The sequence below is a fragment of the Paenibacillus sp. EB106-04-04-XG159 genome (assembly GCF_058791835.1).
In genome coordinates this window covers 14,419-36,748 of the sequence record NZ_JBYTDY010000004.1, presented here as the reverse complement: position 1 = coordinate 36,748, position 22,330 = coordinate 14,419, and the positions used below count along the sequence as shown (strand labels likewise).

Genomic DNA, 22,330 nt, shown 5'->3' with positions numbered 1-22,330 from the left:
TTAAGTAAGCTTTACTTTGCCATCGTTAAATAACTGATCTGGAGTTTCGAGCTGCTGAGCCTTCATCTCTTCACGCATGATCGTCCATTGTTCACGAGCGGCGCGTATCATCGCAGCATCCATAATCCGCTGATCATGTATGATGTGCGCGAAATTCTTAGCCGCTTCCGAGAACTCACCTAAGCGGCGATGCAGGTCTCCTGTAATGAAGATGAGCCGCGCGTCGTTAAGATCTTGAGACTCCCGTTCATATACGGATAGATAGGCATTCAGCGCGAATCGCAAGTATTTCTGCTCTTGAGCTTCATCTCCTTGGTAGCGGTACAGCCAAGCGATATGATGCAATAGTCCAGCAATCACGCGCTGGCTTTCATTGATCGTCTGCGCGGTAAGCAAGGCCAACTGATACGTCTCCAATGCAACCTTCCAGCTTCGTTCCCCGGCATAGGAACGAGGCTGCCATTGCGAAGATACACGCACGCTGAATTCTTCGTGCTGCCTTTCGCTCCATTGCTTAAGAGCATGCTCTGTTGTTCCGCAGCCGCAGTGCTCGCATATCTGAACGACATAGTAATCCGGGTTCAGGCTGGGGTCTGCGTAGTGAGGACAGAAGTCAGAATCCATACGGATTGCTTTCTTATAACGCGGACGAATCCGCGAAGTTCGAAAGTCCCGTTCACAAGCAGGACAGGTAGCTGTAAGATCGTATAATGGTTCTACGTCACTATTATTAGTTTGCATATGCCGACCTCCTTAGATTAAGTCCAAGTTCAATTGTGTAATGGAGTATGCTTACCATATTCAGTAGTTCAAGATTGATTTACAAAGTGATGTGCTGGTCCTGACAAGCGGTTCATAACCATTTCACGCAGCTCAGGCGGCATCCCAATGTCGACAAGCGCGGCATCCATGCAGCTTAACCAGGCGCGTGCGCGTTCAATGGTTATCGGAAATGGCAGATGGCGCGCTCTCATCATCGGATGTCCATTCTGCTCCGTGTACAGCATCGGCCCTCCGAAGAATTGTGTTAAAAATAAAAACTGCTTCTCCAATACAGGCGTTATATCTTCAGGAAATAACGGGGCTAGCAACGGTTCCTGCTGGACTCTTGGATAGAATGCCTCTACCATGCGTCGAACGGTTTGCTCCCCGCCAATCATGTCATATAAGGTTTCGTTATATTTATTCATAACGCTCTCCTATCTATCGGTAATATTACACATGGACATTATAGCACACAAAAAAGACGCTAAACTCTGTTTAGCGCCGAACCTGGAATATTATGTTTCCCAATCTTCTGGTGGACCCATCAACGACTCTCGAATAACGTAAACGAAAGCGCAAACTAAGAGGCCTGCTATTATACTCATCCGAATCACCCCTAATTATCGGATACCGTTTCATCCTTCTATATAACTATCTTATCATAAGGATTCACGCGATGATACGAAAAAATGCAAACGGTTTCTTTACATTTTGATTACAGTTGAGAATGAGTTGTGATAGGGATATCCCCACTCGTCTCTCATAGTGAGAATGTTCCTCTTCTCCCGCTCATATGATGGTGTTGGACCCTTGTCCAACGCTTCGCAGCTGTCTCCCACTCGGCTGGGCGGACAATCGAGGAGGGAGATTACGATGTATCGGTGGCAACGGCTCAATCTCATATTACTGGCAGCCATCTTCTCTATCAGCCTGCTCCTAATGCTTATCTATCCACAGTCACTGCTAACAGCGGCTGAAAGAGGGTTGACCATATGGTGGGACGTACTATTTCCATCCCTCCTGCCATTCTTCATTATTTCTGAAATGCTCCTTGGCTTCGGCATTGTTCATTTTATTGGAACACTGCTTGATCCGATCATGCGTCCACTGTTTCGCGTACCCGGTGTGGGAGGCTTCGTCATGGCGATGGGGTATGCATCCGGCTATCCAGTCGGCGCAAAGCTTACAACGCGCTTACGGGCACAAAGCTTAATAACGCGCGAGGAAGGAGAACGCCTAGTCGCCTTTACGACGACGTCCGATCCTATATTTCTGATCGGCGCGGTATCTGTCGGTTTCTTCGGCCATGCCAGCCTTGCCCTGACTCTGATTGCCGCGCATTATGGATCTGGCTTGCTCCTAGGCTTACTCATGCGCTTCTACGCTCCGCATGCTGCGCCTACTCCATTGCAGAAAGACCAGATGCAGCCGAAACGGACTGCCATGAGGCATATATTCGTGCAAGCGTTCAACGCTATGCATCAGGCGAGAATCAGCGACGGCCGCTCGATCGGCACCATGCTGCGCGAAGCAGTAGAATCATCCTTGAAGCTGATGATTGTCGTTGGCGGTCTTGTTGTATTCTTTTCAGTCGTCATGGAGCTGCTCACCGCCTCTTCCGTTATGCTTATATGGGATTCCTTCCTCAGTGCGGCCCTCGGTTTGTTCGGCCTTCCAGACATACTCGCTCAAGCTTTCTCCAGCGGCTTATTCGAGGTCACACTCGGCGCTAAGAGCGCAGGTGCCGCAACCCAAGCAGGCACCCACCTGCAGCTCGTCGCAGCAGCATGGGTACTCTCATGGGCTGGTCTATCGGTTCACGCCCAGATTGCCAGCATTCTGAATCAAACGGATTTGCGATATACGCCGTTTGTCATTTCGCGCTTGATTCACAGTTTTCTAGCTGCTATCGCAGCTTATTGGCTATACCCTTGGTTGAAGACAGATACGCTCCATGTCCCGACATGGATGTCAACGGCACTAACGCAAGAATGGAAGGGTTGGCCTGACACGATTCCTTTTATTTCATGGGGAATGGCGGTATTCATTGGCATAACGTCGATAATGGCGGTATTAGGGGTGCTCCTTCGCCTTTTGCGCTCAAATCGATAGGAGATAATGATTGTTTTCCAGTAGCGGAACGATTAATATGAATATGTCATGACTTGCCAATAAAGGAGCCGCTATCTTGAAATACGCCATATTGTCGCGCGGCGATGAACTATCGAATCGGTTAGCCGATCGATTTCAACAGCTTGCATCCGACCATCAACTAACGCATGATTCCATATACCCTGAGATTGTCATTTCCATCGGTGGCGATGGAACGATGCTGCAGGCCTTTCATCGTTATATCAACCAACTGGATTCTCTTGCCTTTGTGGGTATACATACAGGACATTTAGGTTTTTATGCCGATTGGCAAGCTGATGAGATCCAGACACTCGTCGAGCTTATGTCCGACCACGCTTCACTGGAAGATATCGCACCTCGCAAGGTTAAGTACCCGTTGATCGAGCTGACGATCAAGCGCGATGACGGTGGAGTGCAGCAATATATTGCACTTAATGAATTCACGCTCAAAGGTGTCGACGGCACCGTAGTCGCTCAGATTGACATTAATAAACAGCGGTTTGAGATGTTTAGAGGAGATGGCATCTGCATCTCCACACCGTCCGGCAGCACAGCATATAACAAGAGCTTAGGCGGAGCCATGGTGCATCCTTCTATTGAATCTATACAGATGGCAGAGATCGCATCAATCAACAATCGAGTATTCCGTACACTTGGAGCTTCCATTGTCCTGCCGAAGCATCACCATATCGATATTTATTCCCGCAAGCATCAGCGCCTATTATTAACGATCGATCATGTGAACGTACCGCTGGACAACCTAAGCTCAGTAAGCTGTCGAGTGGCAGATCAGAAGGTTACTTTTGTCCGTTATCGCCCATATCCATTTTGGAATCGTGTCCGAGAAGCCTTTATCGGTCAAGACGACTCTCGTTAAATACTTGCTGCAGGCTATCCCTTTATTGATTAATCAACATAGGGATAGCCTGTTGTCGTTTCAACGAGCAATTAAAAAAGGTTGTCTCAACCTTCCCTAATAGGAATGTTGAGACAACCCGATAATTGCTTTAGCCGATGAATTCTTGAACCCATTCGCCGTTGTAATAAGCTACGCCAATCTTCGTGTAGCTGCTATTCAAAATATTTTGACGGTGACCTGTGCTATTCATCCATGCGTCCATTACTTCCTGCGGTGAACGCTGACCCTTAGCAATGTTCTCGCCTGCTGTTCTGTACGTAATTCCATTTGCTTGCATCATATCAAATGGAGAACCATACGTAGGCGATTGATGATCAAAGTAGTTATTGTCATACATGTCCTTGGCTTTAAGCATCGCTACATCAGACAGCTTGCTATCGACTGTCAAAGGAGACAAGCCTGCTGCTGCACGCTCTTGGTTAACAAGCTCTACCACTTGTGCTGCATACTCTGATAGATTGGCTTGACCCTGATCTTCGTTAGCTTGTGAGTTATCGTTTTGACCTTGGTTCTGATCCTGGTTCTGACCTTGGTCCTGACCTTGGTTCTGACCTTGTCCATTATTCGGGTTATGACCTTGGCCTGGTGTTTGATAGATTGGTTTCCAATTTGCCAACCAATTTTGCAATGCCGCATTCCAATTAGACGAGTTAAAGCTATATTGAACGTTAACTGCATCACAGTTCGGCGCTTGTGCTGGCGCTGCTGCAGCGGATCCTGCCGCTAAAAATGGACTGCACGCAAGTACACCTGCTACTGCCAATGTAATCATATGTTTCTTCATCATCAATTCTCTCCCTTTGTAGCCTACGAGGTTAGCTGTCGGGTTCGAGTGAAAGAGTCTCCTCGATCGCATACGCGATTTCACCCCATATGTGGTTCCCCCGCGCTCATGTGAGCTTCAGCTTTGTTTTTGAATTTCTTACAGAATTGTAACATGTATGGCAGCAGCATTCATTTCAAATTTATTGTAATTTAATACATATTATTACACCCGACCCATATCAAAGGAATGCAAAAAAGACCAACCGCATATGTTCACGGTTGGTCACACGATTGGTCTTTCTCTTATTAGGAGTGTACGCCTTCTGGAGCTCGCTGCATCTCATTGTCACGGCCGCTGCCAGCTTGCGGTTTACCGCCTGATTGCTGCCCGCCTTGCTTGCCAGGCTTGAATCGGCTGCGCTGTTGACGGCTCGACTTATTGCGATCTCCACGTTCTGAGCGTTCAGCACGGTCATTACGTTCCGAGCGTTCCGGTCTCTCGCCTCGATCAGCTCGCGGTCCACGATCCTGCTCCCCGCGAGCTTGTCTGTCCTGCCGAGCCGGACGCCCATTACGCTCCTGCTTATCGCTGCGATCTGTGCGGAATTGACGCTCTGCACGTCTATAGCGTTCCGCACGCGAGATTGGTTCGTCTGAGCCCGCTTCTGAAGCATCCTGCTTATCGTCAGTCACTGCATTGCCCGGTGTTAACGATATGCCCTGCTGCATATCTGCGCCGTCTGACATATCCTCAGCTGCAGCTGCACCTTCCATCTCCGCATCAGACTCCCAAGATTCTATCGTTCGTCCGCGTCCGTCCTTAGAAGGCTTTTTCTCCAAGATGAAATATGCACAGCCGAAATTGCAATATTCATTAATATAGTCCATGACCCCGCACATCGTAGTTTCCTTCGTGTTCTTGGGATGATTGTCCTTGAAGAAGCCCTTCAATCGCAATTGATTGTATCCCCAGTCTCCAACAATGTAATCGTACCGATCCAGCACTTCACTATAACGGTCACGAAACATTTCCGGATTCCAGGCGGTCCGATGCTCTTTCACGATCTCATACGTTCTACCACCGATATGAATCACTGTCCTATTCCCTCCTTCCCGTCTCTTCCGCCCCCAACGGACCAACCTACTTCGCCTATCCGCAGCTTTGCGTGTTCACGCCTAACTGATGGCAGTTAATCTAAACTTGAGCAGCCTTGTTCTCATGCGCTGATTTTACTTGTTCATGTGCATGATACGAGCTGCGAACCAACGGACCCGATTCCACATGGCTAAATCCGCGCTTAAGTCCTTCTTCCTTCAGCTTCTCGAATTGTTCCGGGGTATAATATTGCTCCACGTTTAAGTGCTTGGACGTAGGCTGCAGGTACTGTCCGATCGTCAATATATCAACATCAACCGCACGCAAATCGTCCATTGTTCTTAGTATTTCCTCCCATTCCTCGCCAACGCCCAGCATAATGCTTGACTTGGTAGGGATGTTAGGCTTCATAAGCTTAGCTTGACGCAGCAGTTCTAACGTACGCTCATACTTCGCCTTAGCTCGCACTCGGTCTGACAGGCGCTCTACCGTCTCGACATTATGGTTCAAGATGTCTGGTTTAGCGTCCATTACAAGCTTAAGCGCGTCCCAATTGCCCATAAAGTCGGGAATCAGTACTTCTACAGAGCAGAACGGCAATCGACGGCGAATCGCTGCAATCGTTTCAGCAAAGATAGTAGCTCCGCCATCCTTCAAATCATCTCGAGCAACAGAGGTTACGACGCAATGACGCAATCCCATGCGTTCCGCAGCTTCAGCTACACGTTCTGGTTCCTGCAGATCGAGCTCAGTCGGCATTCCAGTGTTAACTGCGCAGAAACGGCACGCCCGTGTACAAATGTCCCCCAAAATCATAAATGTCGCTGTACGATTAGCCCAGCATTCATATATATTCGGACAACGCGCTTCTTCACAGACCGTATGAAGCGTTTTAGAGCGCATCATATCCTTTATCTCGGAGTAATTCTCTCCTGTTGTCAGTTTAATGCGAATCCAGTCGGGTTTTTGCAATTTTGTTTTCATTAGCGGGCAACCTACCTTCTTATATCACTTAACCTCGACCCTTGCTGATATCGTCTTCGTCTCTCGCACAATATTACTTGGATACACAGCAAGAGCTCTTACGAAGTAACTTAAACTATGATTGAGCTTAGCATATTTTAATTATTCAATCAATTTATTGTCCAATTTTTACAGACTATTCAATAGGCATAATACCCTTATATGAAGACAGGCTCTTTGGTGATCAGCGACTATGCGATCTGTGTGCCGACTTTGGATAAGTTCGTTATATCCGTACATCCTAAGCATAACTATTCTGTCACTTGTGAAGGAAGGTAAGAACATGAGACGATTCGTGATCCACTTGACGATATGCAGTGTCATCTGGGGAACCATCAACCTTTCCGCAACTAATGCGTATGCAGATCCCGCCCCTGCGGCATCCGAGTCAGCAGAGCATAAACTGCCAGAAGCAGCATCTGGCGATAATCCATATAAACAGCGGAGAGATATTTATGATAAGCTCAGCGCTCTGACAGGCATCCCCTGGTATCGGCTCGCTGCTGTGGATCAATATGAGCGCACCTTAACGAAGGCCAATGCGAAGAAGCGAGAGCATCCCGATCGTGTAATTGGCGTATTCGTTGAGCAGCCCAAATGGACCGGAATGCTTAACCCTGATCCGGAAGATCAGAATCCAAAGTCCATCTCGATGTTCCACGGATTAGGCAAGGATGGTTCAGGAGATTCTCTTGCTGATCGCAACAATGATATTGATCTGCTGTACAGCGTTTCAGCATTTATCGGATCGTATGGAATTCATGAGGATGACTTCGCTGTTGGCTTGTGGAATTATTACAAAAATAGTCGTGCGGTTCAACGAGTGCTCCAGTTCTCACGATTATATGAGCATTTTGACCGCATACAATTGCATGGCAGTGCTTTTCCGCTTCCCGTCAATGCTACTTACTCTTACCGGAGCACCTGGGGGATGGGTCGACATTACGGCGGATTCCGCATTCACGAAGGAACTGACATCTTTGCGCCGCACGGCGTGCCTGTTAGAAGCACCTGCTTCGGCATCGTTGAGGTGAAGGGCTGGAATCGATATGGCGGTTGGCGAATCGGCATTCGAGATATAAACAATCTGTACCATTATTACGCTCATCTATCGGGGTATAATAAAACTCTAAACCAAGGCGATATCGTCACCCCTGGACAAGTTATCGGATGGGTAGGCAGCTCGGGATATGGTAAGCCTGGAACCTCCGGCAAGTTTCCACCTCATCTCCATTACGGTGTGTATCGCGATCGCGGATTAGTGGAATATGCATTTGACCCCTACCCATTGTTGAAGAAATGGGAAAATGACGAGAAGCGCACTTTGCGTGCTGCACAGCAGAAAAAGTCCAATTGATCCTAAACAAATAATAGCGGAGGGATACAAACGTTAATATCGTTTATACCACTCCGCTATATTGCTGTCTGTTGATAACTTAAGGACTATGCTCTTGCTCTGGTTCATTCTCTCCGGTTTGATTGGACTCGCTCTCCGCACCCTCAGGCTTAATGACAGGCGATTCTTCTTGAGGATCAACACTTATTCCAGGATTAGTTCGTGTTGTCCCCTTGTCTTTCGATAATGGAGGCAGCGAAATCGCAGGCGCCTGATCGCGGTTCGTTCCCACAGGATTGCCCTCTCCATCGTAGTAGTACATTGGCACATCGCCAACAACAAGCAGGTACGAGATCGGAATCTCGGTTTCAACTATTTCAGGCTCAGAGTCAAACGGACTGACGATAGCTACTTCCTCCACCACTTTAACATAGACTTCTACCAGCACCATGTTAATGGCTACATCTCGTGCTCTCGTACTCAGTTCAACCTTGACCGCTCCCTGAGGCTCCATCTTTATCGGAATCCGCGGACCGAAAGAAGCGATAAGCGCACTTCCCAATACCTGCCCCAGCGGGATATGATCCTTGAATTCTTCCATCGCATGAAGCGCGTCTTGTACGACCGTAACGGTCTCAGACGTAATTCGCATATGCTCATTCGAATTGAGAATAAAGCTGGATACTTTCCCTTGATTATCTGTATTCCATTGAACTAGCTGATCCAGCGACCTGTCATTCGTAATCTGTTCACTGATCGCTTTATTAATCGCTTGAGTCGCCATCTGCTTCATTCTAATCTTGGCTAAGTGCATAAGCGGTTCGCGGAGATGCCTATCCACATATATAAACATCTGCACCGACAACAATATAAAGATCAGCAGCGTAATCAGCCACAGCCTTCGTTTACGCTTCGGCTTAGGTACCTGCTGCTTCCAACTCGCATAATTGCGGCTTCCAGACGCTGAACTCGCGCTTGAACCTGTCGGTCGCGAAGCAGATGCTGAATGCCACTTCACCCGCTTCACGTGGGGCGCGCGTCCCCACGCGGGCATACGAAAGCTGCTGCCGCTTCCCCAACGCCGCGGCCTTCTTACACCGGTAAAGGCTTGCATAAGCCGTCTGAGCAAGGAATCATTCCCCCATCGCACACGCTCACCTCCTTTACTTATCACATCAACCTCAATCAGCCTGTACTTTGTATATGTATGCACAAGTGGACAGGAACAGTATGACCTAAGTACAACTATCGCTAAATGAGTAGACAACATAAAACACCCCGCTGAACTGCTTCAGCGGGGTGTTCTCTCATTCGTACAATATATTAACGGAATCCAAGCATGTCAACGAAAGCTTGCTCCAGTCCCGGTGTTCCGTCCTTCTGCCGGAAAGACTCCACCGAACCTTCATTGACAATACGTCCTTCTCTTAAAAATACAACTCGGTCTGCAGCTGCTTCCACAATCTGAAGCTGATGCGTCGAGAATATGATGGCATGACCTTCACTCTTGGCAGCACGCACCAGATTAACAAAGGAATTCATCCAATACGGGTCCAAGCCGTTTGTCGGCTCATCCAGAACGAGCAGCGGAGGCTTGGCAAGCAAGGCTTGAGCAAACAGCAGACGCTGCCTCATTCCTTTGGAGAATGAGGACACCGGCTTGGACTTGACCTCACTCAGACCAACCACCTGCAGCACTTCTTGTACTCGTTCCGCAGGTACTTTCCTTAAGCTGGCCCAGAAGCTCAGTGTCTCTCTCGCGCTTAACCCTTGACCAAACAGATACTCATCCGGCATATACCCGATCTGCTCGGCGTATGGCTTGCGATTTCCCTTCCAACGCAGTCCATTAACCGTAATCTCTCCTAGTGTCGGCTGAAGAATGCCGGTAATCATACGCAGAATGGTACTCTTGCCCGCTCCATTGCCCCCGCACAACGCTACGACTTCTCCTTCGTTAATATGCATGTCCACATCATGAATGATAGGCGTTTTTCGAATCTGCTTGCTGACATGTTCAAGCTTAAGCACGGCTTCAGCCACGAGCACGGCCCCTCTCCCAGAAGAAATACGCAGCACTTACTGCAATCGCAACCCATAAGAAGCTGATCACGATAAAGTAGAACGTGCCGTCAGGAACGTAGATCCATTGTACCCATTTATAATATTCGGGACCCAATATCGAACCGCCGCCTAATTTTACAACGACAAATATGCGAACCAGCTCCGCTGGATTCAAGAACGTAAGCGCAATGAGAACAGGTTTAATCCATAGATAAGGTATGATTCCTAGAATAGCGATTAGCAGTGTCGGCCACCCGATGACGGTGAAGAACCAGACTGCTACGCCAATCGTCAGCGCTTGCCAGCGATTAGCCGCTAATGTTCCAATTCCTAAAGCTATTGCAAGATACAGTACGACAAGGCCTGCAGAGAATACAGCAAACTGCGCAAATGCAACCGTGTCAAAGCCGTTGCCAAAGAGAAACCCCACCATGCCTGTTAAACCGTAGCCAAATGCGATAATCGTCAACAGCACTACAAGCAGTCCCGCGTATTTGCCGAGGATGAACGACAAGGTGCTGATCGGATAGGTTGACAGCAGCTGCCAGCTTCCTTCCTCCTTCTCTGCTGTTAACGAGAATGAGCCAATCAGCAGTGTCATTAACGGCAATAGGTATAGGATAAAGTTAAGCATCGTGCCTGTTATGTTGGAGTATCCCTCAATCGTTTGCTGTGCGTTGATGAATAGTAAGGACAGACTGAATAGGCTGAAGAGCACCATGAACGAGTACGACCATGGATTGCGGAATCCGATTTTTATTTCCCGGTTCGCCACATATAGAGCATCCATCTTATTTCTTGTCCTTATCGTCGCCGTGCATATCGTCGCTCTTTTCAGATTTATCGTGCTTATCATCCTCATGACCGGATTCCTTGCCTTTGTGGTGCATCATCGTGTCCTTATTGCGTTCCCAGCTGTGAGAGTTAAGCTCCTCTGCCTTCATCAATTTGCCGACCTTGTGCTCGTCCACATAAGCTTGGGCAGAAGCCTCATCCTTGAAAGAATAGATACCATATGCCATTGGTGTTTTAAAGGATGCGTCGTATACATACGAAGCATTTGCGAATGGTACCCAATCCTTGCTGTTATAATCACGAACATACTCAGCGCCGATGGCTGCATCTCCGTGCTCCTGCGTCCATTTATGCATACAGCCGATATCATCGAACTTCATCGTCTTGCCATCTGTCGTTGTAAGCTGTACAGCGAAGGCATCATCCTTCACCTGCATACTGCATACGGTACATTTGTCTGTATCTTCATGTATGGCTACTGCTGCATACTTGTCTTTTCCACAACCATTCATTACCCCGATAATGATTATGACCATAGCTAATACAAATAATTTCTTCTTCATTAACGCTTCCTCCTCGATATGAACATGATCATCATTGAACTTATTAGCAGACTTAGACTGATGTAAGCCAGTATCGTATTACTACTCGACCCTCCGCTTGCAGGATCAACGGTCTGTCCTGTTTGATCGGCAGGCTTCATTAGCGGCGCCTTATCACTAGTCCAGTTATCTTGATCTGCTGTGAACATACTCTCTAAAAATTGCATGCCTAGTGATTGAAAGAACAATTGATAGGCAGGCTGAGCCGCGGTTAATCGACTGAAGAACGGGTTAATCACATATGCTGTGTTGCTATATCCGTCGCCATCGGTGTCAATGCCGCGGAATGCATCCCAGTAGTTGCCCGACAGTTCATTCTGATCACTGTCCATCGCTTCCGCATCAATCACATTCGCAACAAATTGATTGGCATGCAGGCGGTTGTCAGCAGATGAAATAAGCTGGATCCCTACAAAGTTCTTGTGCACTTCATTGCTGGATAACTCGTTCATCTTCGACTGCTCCATGTAGATGCCGATTCGATTGCCCTCTATGCGGTTGTCATGGATCTTACTGCTCTTCACTTCAAACAGCAATATCCCCTGTGACATGACGCTCTCGTTCTGCTTATAAAACGTATTACCCGAAAGTTCAACTTCTTGAGCGATCATCACCATAGCGCCGGTAATATTGTAGGAACCCTCATTGTTGTTAATATGCGTGCGATCCGTGTACATACAATGAATACCGTAGCGCGAGTATTGGATGGTATTGCTGTTCACAACCGTATCGTTACTTCTTTCAAGATAGATGCCGTCATTTAAGCGGGAGATCTGATTATTCGAGATGACATTGTGATGTGAATTGTACAGATCAATACCATTGCGCTTATCCGACATCTTCACTCGAGTACCCTTCTTGGCGTTTACCCACTTAACTCGTGTGTCTGTAATTTCGTTACGATCCGCATCACGCAGCATAATTCCGTACCCGCTCGTCTCAATATTGAGCTCCTGCAGCAGTACCTCATCAGCCGAGAGCAGCAGTGCTGGAATCTCCCGATCCGCCTTCTGAGTTATGCTCAGCCCACGAATAGAAGCACGGTCTGCCGTTATAGTTACCGCAGGCTTGTCAGCAACGTTGAGCAGCTGAACTTCCCCCTCCGCCACCAGGAAGATCGGCTTATCGATCGTTAGAGTACCTTCGTATACCCCCGCCGGAATAACCACCGTCTCACCCTGTCGCGCAGCATCAACCAGCTCCTGCACTTCACTGGCATTCCTGCTGATTACATCGTCTTCAGCACTTGCAAGTGAGCTATTCCCTAGCCAAACGGCTGTTAATCCGATGATGACACTCAAGCACATAAGCATATGAAGGAACCAACGGGCAGCAGTCTGAGGTCGATTCTGCTTCTTGAGTCCAGTTGTGCTGATGTACCTCACTCCCCCTTTGGTGCAAGATATACCACCGTTTCCATTATAGTCCTGTCTCTAGGCGTCCCGTATGACTCTTTCGAGCTAGGCGGAGCTCTGGTGTGTGGCAGATTTATGACATTTGTCACATATTACCTTGCATCGCAAAGAGAGACAGGCATCCAATCGCCTGTCCCTCTATTCCTCATTCCTATGTTTGCTGCAGACTTACCAATGCTTCCTAGTGTGAATAAATGCGAATGATCTGCTCAGCAGCCTGTTCCAGCAGCAGCTCTGCCGCTTCCATCGCTTCTTCCAGCTTCATAGGTCGGTTCACAATACTCATGACAGCCAGCACTCCTTGCTCATGCAAGCCTTCATATCCCTCTCCAATCGAGCCTGCCAGCACGATAACAGGCACTTGATACCGTTTAGCGATCTGCGCAACACCTGCTGGTGTCTTGCCTCTCAGTGTCTGACCATCGACTCGGCCTTCTCCTGTAATGACAAGATCCGCATGTCGCACCGCGTCTTCCAATCCGGTCAATCGACTGACAATCGACACACCCGACTCTAATTGCCCATTCATAAAAGCCAGTATTCCACCGGCTAGCCCGCCAGCTGCGCCTGTACCCGGAATATGATGTATCGCCATGCCGTTCACTTGTTCAATCATGTCTGCAAAGTGCTTCAAGTTGTGATCCAACTGATGCACCATCTTGCTCGTTGCACCCTTCTGCGGACCGAATACAGCTGAAGCGCCGCTTGGTCCGATCAGAGGATTATCGACGTCGCATGCGATGATGAACTGGCTGTCCTGAATACGGTTGTCTATATGATCTAAGCGTATCGATGCAATCTTGCTAAGCTCCCCGCCGCCATAGCCTATTGGCTGGTTGTGTTCATCAAGAAGCTCGACTCCAAGCGCTTGCAGCATGCCCGCTCCGCCATCATTCGTGGCACTGCCTCCCAGTCCAAGAATAAACCTGCGGCAACCTTGATCAAGAGCCACTAGAATGAGCTGCCCGAATCCATAGGTTGTCGTAACCATGAGATTGCGTTGAGCCTCATCAATCAGATACAATCCGGATGACATCGCGAGTTCAATGATGCAAGTTACGCCGTCCCCCAATATGCCAAAGCCCGCCTCGATGTCTATTCCGAGGGGATTCTTCACGACTGCCGCGACATAACGTCCATTTGTGGCTGCAATTAAGCAATCCATCGTGCCTTCTCCGCCATCCGCCATCGGTATAACAGCAGTAGCGCTATCAGGATTAAATCGTTTGATCCCTCTTTCAATGGCAAAGCCCACTTTCTGAGCAGACAAGCTTCCTTTAAACGAGTCCGGTGCGATTATAATGTTCACTAATCGTTAGTACCTCTCTTTCAATGATCTCTTCAGCTTGAACCTCGCTCAACGCTTCTTTGCTATAAGGCTTGTTAGTATAGTTTCGTTCTGTATCCTTCACTTAAGCGATCAGCAATAATATCAGCTGACATACCATCAAGTTTTGCGTGTTCTGATAATATTTTTGGAGCAGATGGCAACTTATCCACACTAAGCCAAGAATCCGACTCCCATAGCTGCGAACGGTGAAAAGCTTTGGCACAATGCAAGTAACACTCCACTACTTCAACAATGATACCTACAATAGGAACTCGGTTATTGACTGCCATTATACTTAACAAATCTTCGTCTTTGGTAATAAACGCACGGCCATTTACTCTTAATGTTTCACCTAGTCCAGGAATTAAGAAAAGTAGACCTATCTGTGGATTAGATAAAATGTTGCGTAAGGAGTCGATTCTTTTATTTCCGGGTCGTTCGGGAATGACTAAATGTTTATGATCAACGACATGAACGAAGCCAGGCTTATCTCCTCTAGGGGAAGCATCACAATTACCTAAAGAATCAGAAGTTGACAACATTACAAATGGTGATTTTGAAATAAAGTCTCGGCAATTATGATCAAGTTGGGAAATTACCTTGTGTTGGACAAGCTCACTCGGAAATCCTAAAAGTGAACGAAGTTCTGCTTCAGTGTTTATAAACTGGCTGGGATTTATCTCATTCAAAACCTATCACCCTTCCAATAAAAAGTGTAATATAACCACTACTTTGTTATCACCTAAAAGAATAGAGACATATGCGAAAGGCTGCCGAGAAGTTCGGCAGCCTCTTGTTGTATTATCGAAGGAAAAATAAAAATAACCTCGCACTCAATTAATAGTTTATTTCAGAGAACAAGATAAGTCTATAACTTTTTGGTGATTTCAGGTAAAGTGGTTTGTACCCGGCCGGGAGACACTGAATGTGGAGGTTCTAGCATGGTAACTCCAGAGATTTTGTCCAGAGCTGCAGTATCGTTTGAATTTGATGCAAACACACTTCTGTTTATTTGCAACTCAACTAATGAGGTATATCGTTTTACCAAGAATAATGAAAGCTTCATCTTACGATTATCTGAAAAGCCTCTTGCCTATGCAGAAAAAATAAGAGCAGAAGTTGACTGGGTGGGATACTTGGTACAGAACGGGGTGCGTGCATCACTGCCATTAAGGACTATTGATAACCAATTAACTGCTGTCTATGAAGAGAATGAAAAGTGCTTTATTGCAACAGCCTTTACTATGGCACCAGGGAGGTTTTTTGACAAAGATGATCCACTTTTGTGGGGGTCAGCTATATATAAACAGTGGGGAGAAACCATGGGGAGGATGCACCTGCTCTCTAAATGCTATAAACCCTCAGATGGAGTTGCAAAAAGAGATGACTGGAGCAGAAAGAACATAGAGAACCCGCATCTCCAACAAGGCAAGTATTTTGTACTGCTCGAGAAATTAAGATCCCTCGAAAACAGAATCGATTCCCTTCCTCGCGAAGGAAATTCGTATGGATTGATCCATAATGATTTACATCTCTATAATTTCCATATCGACGAGAATATGATTACGGTATTTGATTTTGACGACAGTATATATGGTTGGTTTTCACTGGACATTGCAATTGCGGCGACACATGCCGTTTGGTGGGGATCACCGAAAGATGATCGAGAATCCAAAAACGAATTTGCTCTAACATTTCTGAATGATTTCCTTGAAGGATACTTCAAACATAATCACCTTGATCATTATTGGATTCAACAGATTCCCATGTTTATGGATTATAGAAATGTGTGTTCATTCTTCTGGTGGCTCCATAGTTGGGATGGCGATGAAAGTAAGTTCAATGACTTTCAGAAAAGCGCAATTGCTAAGGCTGTACATTTAATCGAAAATGGCCGCTCTTTTGACGGCTGTGAGATTCAAATGTAGTTAACTCATTGAACGGGCAGGATAGCATAGCCTGGGTGAAGAAAGATTATCAGGAGGTTTTTTCAATAGGAGGAGATGTAATTGGGATATGTTGAAGAGCTCAGGGCTACTGTCGGAACCAGACCTTTAATTTTTGTGGGGTCAGTCGTAATATTAAAGAACGAATGTAATCAAATTCTGCTCCAAAAAAGAAAATATCCTGTAGGTTCATGGGCAATACCTGGTGGATTAATGGAATTAGGAGAATCAGTTGAGGAAACTGCAAAAAGAGAAATTAAAGAGGAAACCAACTTATCTATCGACAATTTAAAACTTATTAATGTCTACTCAGGTCAAGATCATTACATTAAGCAACCGAATGGTGATGAATTCTATGTTGTTGTCACTGCTTTCTATGCAGAGCATGTCGAAGGGGAATTGATTGTTAACCGTTCAGAATCATTAGATTTCGAGTTCATTGATTTAAATGAAATCCCTGAAAATCTTGCAAAGAGTCATAAGCCTATTATTAGAGACTTTATTAACAGTTTTATAGTAAAATAACATACTTTTGTTGAGCTATCGGGTACGTTAGTTGAATCATTACAGCGGCAGTCTAGGGCTGCCGCTGTTTCTCTAGTCTAAAACTTTATTTTCAACGAACAGCAAGCAGTAACGAAAACATTGGATTGCCCCCAATTGCAACCTTTTCCCCATTTTAAAGGTCAGAAAGTTAGAATGAAAAAGGGGGGAACATATGAAGAGACTTCTTATATTTACCGTCACTTGTATCTTGATTGGACTAGTTGGATGTGAAAGCGCGGGAACCGAGGTTAAAGATGGGCTAGGTCAGATGGATGAAAGAAAAATCGTTTCCATCATGCTAAAGGAAGATGGAAACCAATCTGTCAAATTTACAGAAACTTCGTCATTTGAACGATTCGTTCAAGCAATTTCAGCTGCAGAATATACCACGGCACAACTCGATATCGCAGCCCCAGATTACGGGTCCACAGTGGAAATGAAAGATGGATCAAGCCATAAATTCTCATTCTGGATCATTGGAAGCAACACCGGTTTATTTATTAAATCGGGACAAAATGGACACTATCGGCTACCGGATGCTTCAAAAAAAGATTTGCTAAACTTGTTTCAATTGGCTGAGAAGGAACTTGAAATTGAAAAGTACGCCGGTAAATTAGAAGAAAAAGATATCTATGAGATAACCATCGCGAAGTCCCAGGTTCATGGTTCAGTAAACCCCACTGTAATGGTTGAATATACGGATAAAGAGACTATTGAGAAATTCATTCGTGCCATAAAAACGGCAGAAAAAATTCATGGAATTCTAGACACGACTACTCCTGATTATGACATAGTTATTACTCTGGAAGACAAGAAGCACGCCTTTCACATATGGCTTGGCGAAAAAAGTGAGCGCGGCATGATCATGGACGTGAAAGAAACTCATACCGGCTATACACTCACAAAAGAATCAACAGTTGAGTTGAAAAAAATTATTAACGAGAACGCGCGTCTTATAGATGTGGATGTTTCTGTAAATCGGCCAATCAATACGAATCCAACGACCGATGACCTGCAGGCAGTGCAAGAAGCCGCATGGAACAGTCTTTCTGACCATAACAAGAAAGAAGTGGATATCGATTGGAAAACTGCGAAAGTTGAAACCGCAAAGGTAGAGGATATGCCAGTTGTAAAAGGTGGAGGAAAGCACCCAAAGTCGCTCGTCTTTATAAAGTATCTTTCGAAACAAACGATGAGATTCTAGGACCAATACGTGTTTTTGTTGATGCCGACGCCAAAAAGGCTATTGGTTACCTTGTCAGAAAATAACAAGATATAAGTAACCGTTAATCTATCGAATACGATAGTACAATAATTAAAGCGGCAGTTTAGGACTTTATTTTTATCGTCCAGAGCTACCGCTTTTTTATTTATGGGGTTAGTCTCATTCTTTATCTTATCTATTCAACTCGAACACCAAACTTCGACTCACAGCTTTCATTGCTAAACTAATAGGTTAATTGAACTAAGGGACACCCATTTTTGTTCCAATTAATACCATTTTAAGGTATGCTTTAGATATATCAGTCATAGAGGAGGTAAATGATGAAATACAAAGAACTCGCATTATCCATTATTTTATATGCATTTATAGGATTTTTATGGTTACTGTTCATGAATCATATTCTAAATCTGGATAACGGGTTATTCAAGGTAGTTGGTTTCCTTTTAGGTACCATATTATTTGGGGAAATTGTAAGAAGAATCACTCCTTTCCATGAATATAAGATCACTCACCCCATCAAAATAGCAGGATTTTGTGCATCTCTCTTGGTTGTATTATTGGGTGTATTTGTTTTCGATTTTGTCTAGAAGTACAAATAACCACCGCCTGTCGAGCAGAGCAAGGCGGTGGTGTAGACTTACTTCTGGACGATCATCCAAGTGCCTTCTGCGCAGTTTGGGCTCGTAGGAGAATACAGCACATCATTTTCAATACATTTTTCAATCGTATCATTAATTAATCCAACTGTGGTCTGAAGAACAAATTGATGATATTCAGAGATGAGGTGTCGTGGCACGTATTTATGAATGAAACCATGTATTGCATCCACCATAGGTTCTATCAGATCATCGATATCTTCTGCGAAATCAGTAGATAATGCATAAAATGCCTCTTCATCCTCTGCGTCAATGACAAGAATTTTCGGGTAAAGCTTCGTCGCTTCCTTCTTCAAATACCCTACTTCTATCGCCTTTGCTGCAACTTCTTTCTTTTCCTCTTTAAGCGTGTTCACATCCAAACCGCCAATTGCGTTTATCGTCATTAGCATAAGGGGATCCGTTGAAATATTATGTCCGCATCTAAAATGTTTCTGGATTCGATGCCCGTAAATGTTAAAAGCCGAAATTCTACGATAGCCGCCAATATGGAAAGCACCAATGCCATCACAACCGTAAAACCCTAATTCGAACTTGTCATTTTCTTTGACAGCAAATCCAAATGTATAGAACTCTCTTTGACAAATTTCAATATCCGCAAAATATTTTTCAGTTAATCTTTGCTTGATCTTATTCTCGAAAGCCCAAATCATGCGGGATATTAACGTCCAGGCTATAAATTGCACATCAGATTGGTCACTGAGGAATGGGAAGTCGAGAATTCTCTGTTTATTATGGCTTAGATATTCCTCTACTTTTGTGATCAATTCACTCGTGTATTGGCTGTAGACCTTATCAATATCACTAAAGTCTGCAGCGTCTAGCATAATGAAATTGGAGATGTACTTGTTGTTATCCAGCTTTTTCAACAGCCCGTATCGACCGTTCTCGCCTCGACATTGAATTTCTAACTCTTCTTCGACAAAAGGCATTGGGACATGAAGCAAGTCGGAGAGTTCTTTGGGACTACGAGCAGCGTCTTTACATAGATAAACTAGATTTTGTGAGAACAATCTTTCCGCTTTGACACGAGGATCGTTTCCTACAGGGCTTCCAGTTCCTACAAAAACAATTTTAATAGGCTTTAACGTTAAGTTAGTGCTGTCCATTTTCTCTACCTCTTTTCGGATCGTATTGCGGGCAGAAAATAACCGCTGTTTAACAGTTGTTTCGAGAATGCCAAGAGCTTGAGCGATATCCGATGTTTTCATCTCATCCAGATAATACATGATCATAACGTCACGATACATCTTAGATAAGAAGGCGATTTCACGTTTGATTCGACGGATTGCGTTCGCATCATGATCGCTATTGATAAACTCACCAATAGGATCGATCTGATTGTTCAGTTGGTTGTCCGTAAATGCAGCCATAGCGGTTTGGTTGCTGCGCCGCTTCCGCCTCTCACTGAAATCGGCATACGCTCTATGGGCAATAGTCCAGGCAAAACCGTAGAAATAGTGAATGTCGGTTTGCCTACGAATGCTCTTTAGCAGCGCTACAATAATATCGGAGCACAAATCCTCAGCTTCATGCGAACTGCTGCAGCGCTTATAGGCATAGCCAAACAATGCCTCCAGAAACTCTTTGTTATCCAGGTATTGGATTGCCTCTTCTGCTCTCATTTTATACACCCATCTTTTGTGATCTCATTCGCGAATGATTTCATATATATAGTCGGCACAGATTAGACATGGTTAGGAGAAAAAAAAGTTTGACTACAACTCATTTGTGGAGACTTTAGAAAAAGTGCCTAATAATAAGACTGGAAGACAAACAGGGCGCTCCCCGATCATCTTCCAGTCTATAGCAAGTCTAAGGACAATAATTTAGTTCTCAGTCTAAGACAACTCTACTTCGAATAATACCGCTGCCTCATCGCCTCATACAGCAGCACCGAGGTCGCCATCGCCACATTCAGCGATTCCGCTTGCCCGCGCATCGGAATAATAACCGATGCGTCCACGAGCGCCTGAATCTCGGCGGACACGCCTTGGCCTTCGTTGCCGACCACGAGCCAGGTCGGTTCGCGGAAAGAATGGCTATAGCACGTATCTTCAGCTTGCAGGCTTGTGCTCACGACACGTGCACCGTGACGCTTGGCCTCAGCCAGCAGCTCGTTCAGATCGCCTTCCACAACAGGTAAGTGGAATAAGGAGCCCATCGTCGAGCGAACGGTCTTGCTGTTATACACGTCTACTGTGCCTTTGCCAAGCACGACGCCTGTAGCTCCGACCGCGTCGGCCGTACGGATGATCGTCCCCAGATTCCCCGGATCTTGTACTCCGTCTACCGCTACCACGAGGGCGCTGCGATCCTCGAGCACGCTTCTCCAATCCGAAGAAGACTTCTTCACAACAGCAAATACCGGCTGCGGTGTCTCCGTCTCCGTGCATTTCTTAATAATGGCATCCGTCACTGCTACCCATTCAATCTCATCCGAAGCATGCAGCAGATCCGTCAGTTCAGCAGGAATCCCTTTCTCATCATGAAACACGACGCACTCTACGCCTGCCCCTGAACGAAGCGCTTCCTGCACAAGGTGAACTCCTTCCGCGATAAAGCGCCCTTCGCGATTGCGATGCTTGCGCTCCTGCAGCTGAGCCCATTGCTTAACTCGTATATTATTAACCGATGTAATAACCGAAGGTTTATAACTCATACTATTGAATATGCCAACTCCATCTTCTTCAGATCGTTATTCTGACCAACGATAACGAGAATATCCCCTTCACTTAGCGGACTATTCGGTTTCGGCGAGATATCGATATCGCCGTTGTTCTTGATCGCCATAACGTTGCAGCCGAATTTGGCGCGAATGTCCAGCTCGATTAAGCTCTTGCCGACCATCGGGCCAGCTGCGCGCATTTCAACTATACTATGGTTATCCGACAGCTCAATATAATCCAAGATGTTAGGCGAGATCAGATTGTGTGCAACACGAGTACCCATATCCCGCTCAGGGAATACAACCTTATCCGCACCGATCTTGCTTAATACTTTACCGTGAAGCTCATTCTGTGCCTTTGCTACAATCATTGGCACGCCCAGATCCTTAAGGATCAGAGTCGTTAAGATACTCGCCTGAATATCTTGTCCGATCGCAACTACCACGACATCAAAATTACGCACACCGAGCGCCTTCAAGGCATCTTCATCTGTGCAATCAGCTGATACCGCATGTGTAACTATATTCGCAACATCTTGAATTCGTTGTTCACTTGAATCTATAGCCAGTACCTCGAAGCCGAGCTTGCTAAGGCTCCGGGCAATACTGGAACCGAAACGTCCCATCCCTATGATGGCATACTGCTTTTTGGCCATGGTCCCAACTCCCTCCCGTTACCAATACATAATTAGATTTATTATAACACAAGCGATATTCGCTGTTCCATTTTACAGTGCATGCTTCGCAATTAGTTTGGAAACGCTAAGGGCGATTACCGATGCAGGAGGTTGACAATGGGCGTATTACTCAATTTGCGGCAAGCCGTCATACAGAAAGTATCTAACAAATCCGACGAAGACATACGTGAAATGATTGTTGGTTCTATCGATGGGGAAGAGGCCGCGCTTCCAGGTCTGGGCGTATTGTTTGAGCTGATCTGGAAGAACAGCGATGCAGAACAACAGAAGCATTATATTGATATGGTTCAGCAGCAGCTTAAAGCTAAAGCACAGTCACCCACTTCATAATCGAAGCATACAGGAAGA

At 45.8% G+C, this 22,330-nt stretch carries 23 protein-coding genes and 1 riboswitch; of the genes, 8 read left to right on the top strand and 15 right to left on the bottom strand.

Annotation, left to right across the window (positions count from 1 at the left end):
• Both AC3WTP_RS06115 and AC3WTP_RS06110 read right to left on the bottom strand, forming a co-directional pair.
• Positions 1-741 carry a DUF2225 domain-containing protein gene (locus AC3WTP_RS06115; protein ID WP_492393706.1) on the bottom strand — a complete coding sequence of 247 codons (741 nt, stop codon included), beginning with the start codon at positions 739-741 and terminating at the stop codon, positions 1-3.
• 68 nt (positions 742-809) lie between these two features.
• A complete protein-coding gene (locus AC3WTP_RS06110) occupies positions 810-1,190 on the bottom strand; it encodes a globin domain-containing protein (protein ID WP_492393705.1) in 381 nt (126 codons plus the stop codon).
• Positions 1,191-1,638: 448 nt separating this feature from the next.
• On the opposite strand from AC3WTP_RS06110, the gene ylbJ reads away from it, so the two are divergent.
• Both ylbJ and AC3WTP_RS06100 read left to right on the top strand, forming a co-directional pair.
• Positions 1,639-2,877, top strand: coding sequence for a sporulation integral membrane protein YlbJ (gene ylbJ, locus AC3WTP_RS06105; protein WP_492393704.1), 1,239 nt, complete (start codon positions 1,639-1,641; stop codon positions 2,875-2,877).
• A 76-nt stretch (positions 2,878-2,953) separates the two neighbouring features.
• Positions 2,954-3,775: an NAD kinase gene (locus AC3WTP_RS06100; protein ID WP_492393703.1), complete on the top strand. Its 822-nt coding sequence runs from the start codon at positions 2,954-2,956 to the stop codon at positions 3,773-3,775.
• Between the two features lie 130 nt (positions 3,776-3,905).
• On the opposite strand, the gene AC3WTP_RS06095 is transcribed toward AC3WTP_RS06100, so the two are convergent.
• The 3 genes from AC3WTP_RS06095 to lipA all read right to left on the bottom strand — a co-directional run bounded on the left by AC3WTP_RS06095 (position 3,906) and on the right by lipA (position 6,662).
• Positions 3,906-4,604 (bottom strand): CAP domain-containing protein, encoded by a 699-nt coding sequence (locus AC3WTP_RS06095; RefSeq protein WP_492393702.1) that lies wholly within the window; start codon positions 4,602-4,604, stop codon positions 3,906-3,908.
• Positions 4,605-4,606: 2 nt separating this feature from the next.
• Positions 4,607-4,734: riboswitch (cyclic di-AMP (ydaO/yuaA leader) on the bottom strand.
• Between the two features lie 154 nt (positions 4,735-4,888).
• A complete protein-coding gene (locus tag AC3WTP_RS06090; RefSeq protein ID WP_492393701.1) occupies positions 4,889-5,677 on the bottom strand; it encodes a YutD family protein in 789 nt (262 codons plus the stop codon).
• A 100-nt stretch (positions 5,678-5,777) separates the two neighbouring features.
• Entirely contained in the window at positions 5,778-6,662 is an 885-nt protein-coding gene (lipA, locus tag AC3WTP_RS06085) for a lipoyl synthase (protein ID WP_492393700.1), read from the bottom strand.
• Between the two features lie 322 nt (positions 6,663-6,984).
• On the opposite strand from lipA, the gene AC3WTP_RS06080 reads away from it, so the two are divergent.
• On the top strand, positions 6,985-8,058 hold the full coding sequence (locus AC3WTP_RS06080) for a M23 family metallopeptidase (RefSeq protein WP_492393699.1): 1,074 nt from the start codon (positions 6,985-6,987) through the stop codon (positions 8,056-8,058).
• A gap of 79 nt (positions 8,059-8,137) precedes the next feature.
• Here AC3WTP_RS06080 and yunB read toward each other — a convergent pair whose 3' ends face one another.
• The 7 genes from yunB to AC3WTP_RS06045 all read right to left on the bottom strand — a co-directional run bounded on the left by yunB (position 8,138) and on the right by AC3WTP_RS06045 (position 14,923).
• Positions 8,138-9,187, bottom strand: coding sequence for a sporulation protein YunB (gene yunB / locus AC3WTP_RS06075; protein WP_492393698.1), 1,050 nt, complete (start codon positions 9,185-9,187; stop codon positions 8,138-8,140).
• A 173-nt stretch (positions 9,188-9,360) separates the two neighbouring features.
• Complete coding sequence (locus AC3WTP_RS06070; RefSeq protein ID WP_492393697.1) at positions 9,361-10,080, bottom strand: ABC transporter ATP-binding protein; 720 nt, start codon at positions 10,078-10,080, stop codon at positions 9,361-9,363.
• Positions 10,073-10,891, bottom strand: a complete 819-nt coding sequence (locus AC3WTP_RS06065; protein WP_492393696.1) for an ABC transporter permease — start codon at positions 10,889-10,891, stop codon at positions 10,073-10,075. Before AC3WTP_RS06065 ends, AC3WTP_RS06070 begins: the two co-directional genes overlap by 8 nt.
• 1 nt (position 10,892) lies before the next feature.
• A complete protein-coding gene (locus AC3WTP_RS06060) occupies positions 10,893-11,459 on the bottom strand; it encodes a nitrous oxide reductase accessory protein NosL (protein ID WP_492393695.1) in 567 nt (188 codons plus the stop codon).
• A complete protein-coding gene (locus AC3WTP_RS06055; protein WP_492393694.1) occupies positions 11,459-12,883 on the bottom strand; it encodes a right-handed parallel beta-helix repeat-containing protein in 1,425 nt (474 codons plus the stop codon). The genes AC3WTP_RS06060 and AC3WTP_RS06055 overlap by 1 nt, the downstream gene beginning before the upstream one ends.
• 211 nt (positions 12,884-13,094) lie before the next feature.
• The gene (locus AC3WTP_RS06050; protein WP_492393693.1) at positions 13,095-14,222 is read right to left on the bottom strand and encodes a glycerate kinase family protein; all 1,128 of its coding nucleotides are present in this window, start codon (positions 14,220-14,222) and stop codon (positions 13,095-13,097) included.
• 74 nt (positions 14,223-14,296) lie between these two features.
• A complete protein-coding gene (locus AC3WTP_RS06045) occupies positions 14,297-14,923 on the bottom strand; it encodes a pyridoxamine 5'-phosphate oxidase family protein (protein WP_492393961.1) in 627 nt (208 codons plus the stop codon).
• Positions 14,924-15,184: 261 nt separating this feature from the next.
• Between AC3WTP_RS06045 and AC3WTP_RS06040 the strand changes: the two genes are divergently transcribed.
• The 4 genes from AC3WTP_RS06040 (at position 15,185) to AC3WTP_RS06025 (ending at position 18,547) form a co-directional block, all read left to right on the top strand.
• A complete protein-coding gene (locus tag AC3WTP_RS06040; RefSeq protein WP_492393692.1) occupies positions 15,185-16,171 on the top strand; it encodes a phosphotransferase enzyme family protein in 987 nt (328 codons plus the stop codon).
• An 81-nt stretch (positions 16,172-16,252) separates the two neighbouring features.
• Positions 16,253-16,714: an NUDIX hydrolase gene (locus AC3WTP_RS06035; protein ID WP_492393691.1), complete on the top strand. Its 462-nt coding sequence runs from the start codon at positions 16,253-16,255 to the stop codon at positions 16,712-16,714.
• A gap of 193 nt (positions 16,715-16,907) precedes the next feature.
• On the top strand, positions 16,908-17,939 hold the full coding sequence (locus tag AC3WTP_RS06030; protein ID WP_492393690.1) for a YhfM domain-containing protein: 1,032 nt from the start codon (positions 16,908-16,910) through the stop codon (positions 17,937-17,939).
• 341 nt (positions 17,940-18,280) lie between these two features.
• Positions 18,281-18,547: a hypothetical protein gene (locus AC3WTP_RS06025; RefSeq protein WP_492393689.1), complete on the top strand. Its 267-nt coding sequence runs from the start codon at positions 18,281-18,283 to the stop codon at positions 18,545-18,547.
• 50 nt (positions 18,548-18,597) lie between these two features.
• Here AC3WTP_RS06025 and AC3WTP_RS06020 read toward each other — a convergent pair whose 3' ends face one another.
• From AC3WTP_RS06020 to AC3WTP_RS06010, 3 genes are all read right to left on the bottom strand, one after another.
• A complete protein-coding gene (locus AC3WTP_RS06020) occupies positions 18,598-20,241 on the bottom strand; it encodes an RNA polymerase sigma factor (RefSeq protein WP_492393688.1) in 1,644 nt (547 codons plus the stop codon).
• Positions 20,242-20,468: 227 nt separating this feature from the next.
• Positions 20,469-21,278, bottom strand: coding sequence for a TrmH family RNA methyltransferase (locus AC3WTP_RS06015; RefSeq protein ID WP_492393687.1), 810 nt, complete (start codon positions 21,276-21,278; stop codon positions 20,469-20,471).
• The gene (locus AC3WTP_RS06010; protein ID WP_492393686.1) at positions 21,275-21,940 is read right to left on the bottom strand and encodes a potassium channel family protein; all 666 of its coding nucleotides are present in this window, start codon (positions 21,938-21,940) and stop codon (positions 21,275-21,277) included. Before AC3WTP_RS06010 ends, AC3WTP_RS06015 begins: the two co-directional genes overlap by 4 nt.
• Before the next feature lie 138 nt (positions 21,941-22,078).
• Here AC3WTP_RS06010 and sspI point away from each other — a divergent pair, with 138 nt between their 5' ends.
• Positions 22,079-22,312 (top strand): small acid-soluble spore protein SspI, encoded by a 234-nt coding sequence (sspI, locus tag AC3WTP_RS06005; protein ID WP_492393685.1) that lies wholly within the window; start codon positions 22,079-22,081, stop codon positions 22,310-22,312.
• Positions 22,313-22,330 lie beyond the last annotated feature (18 nt).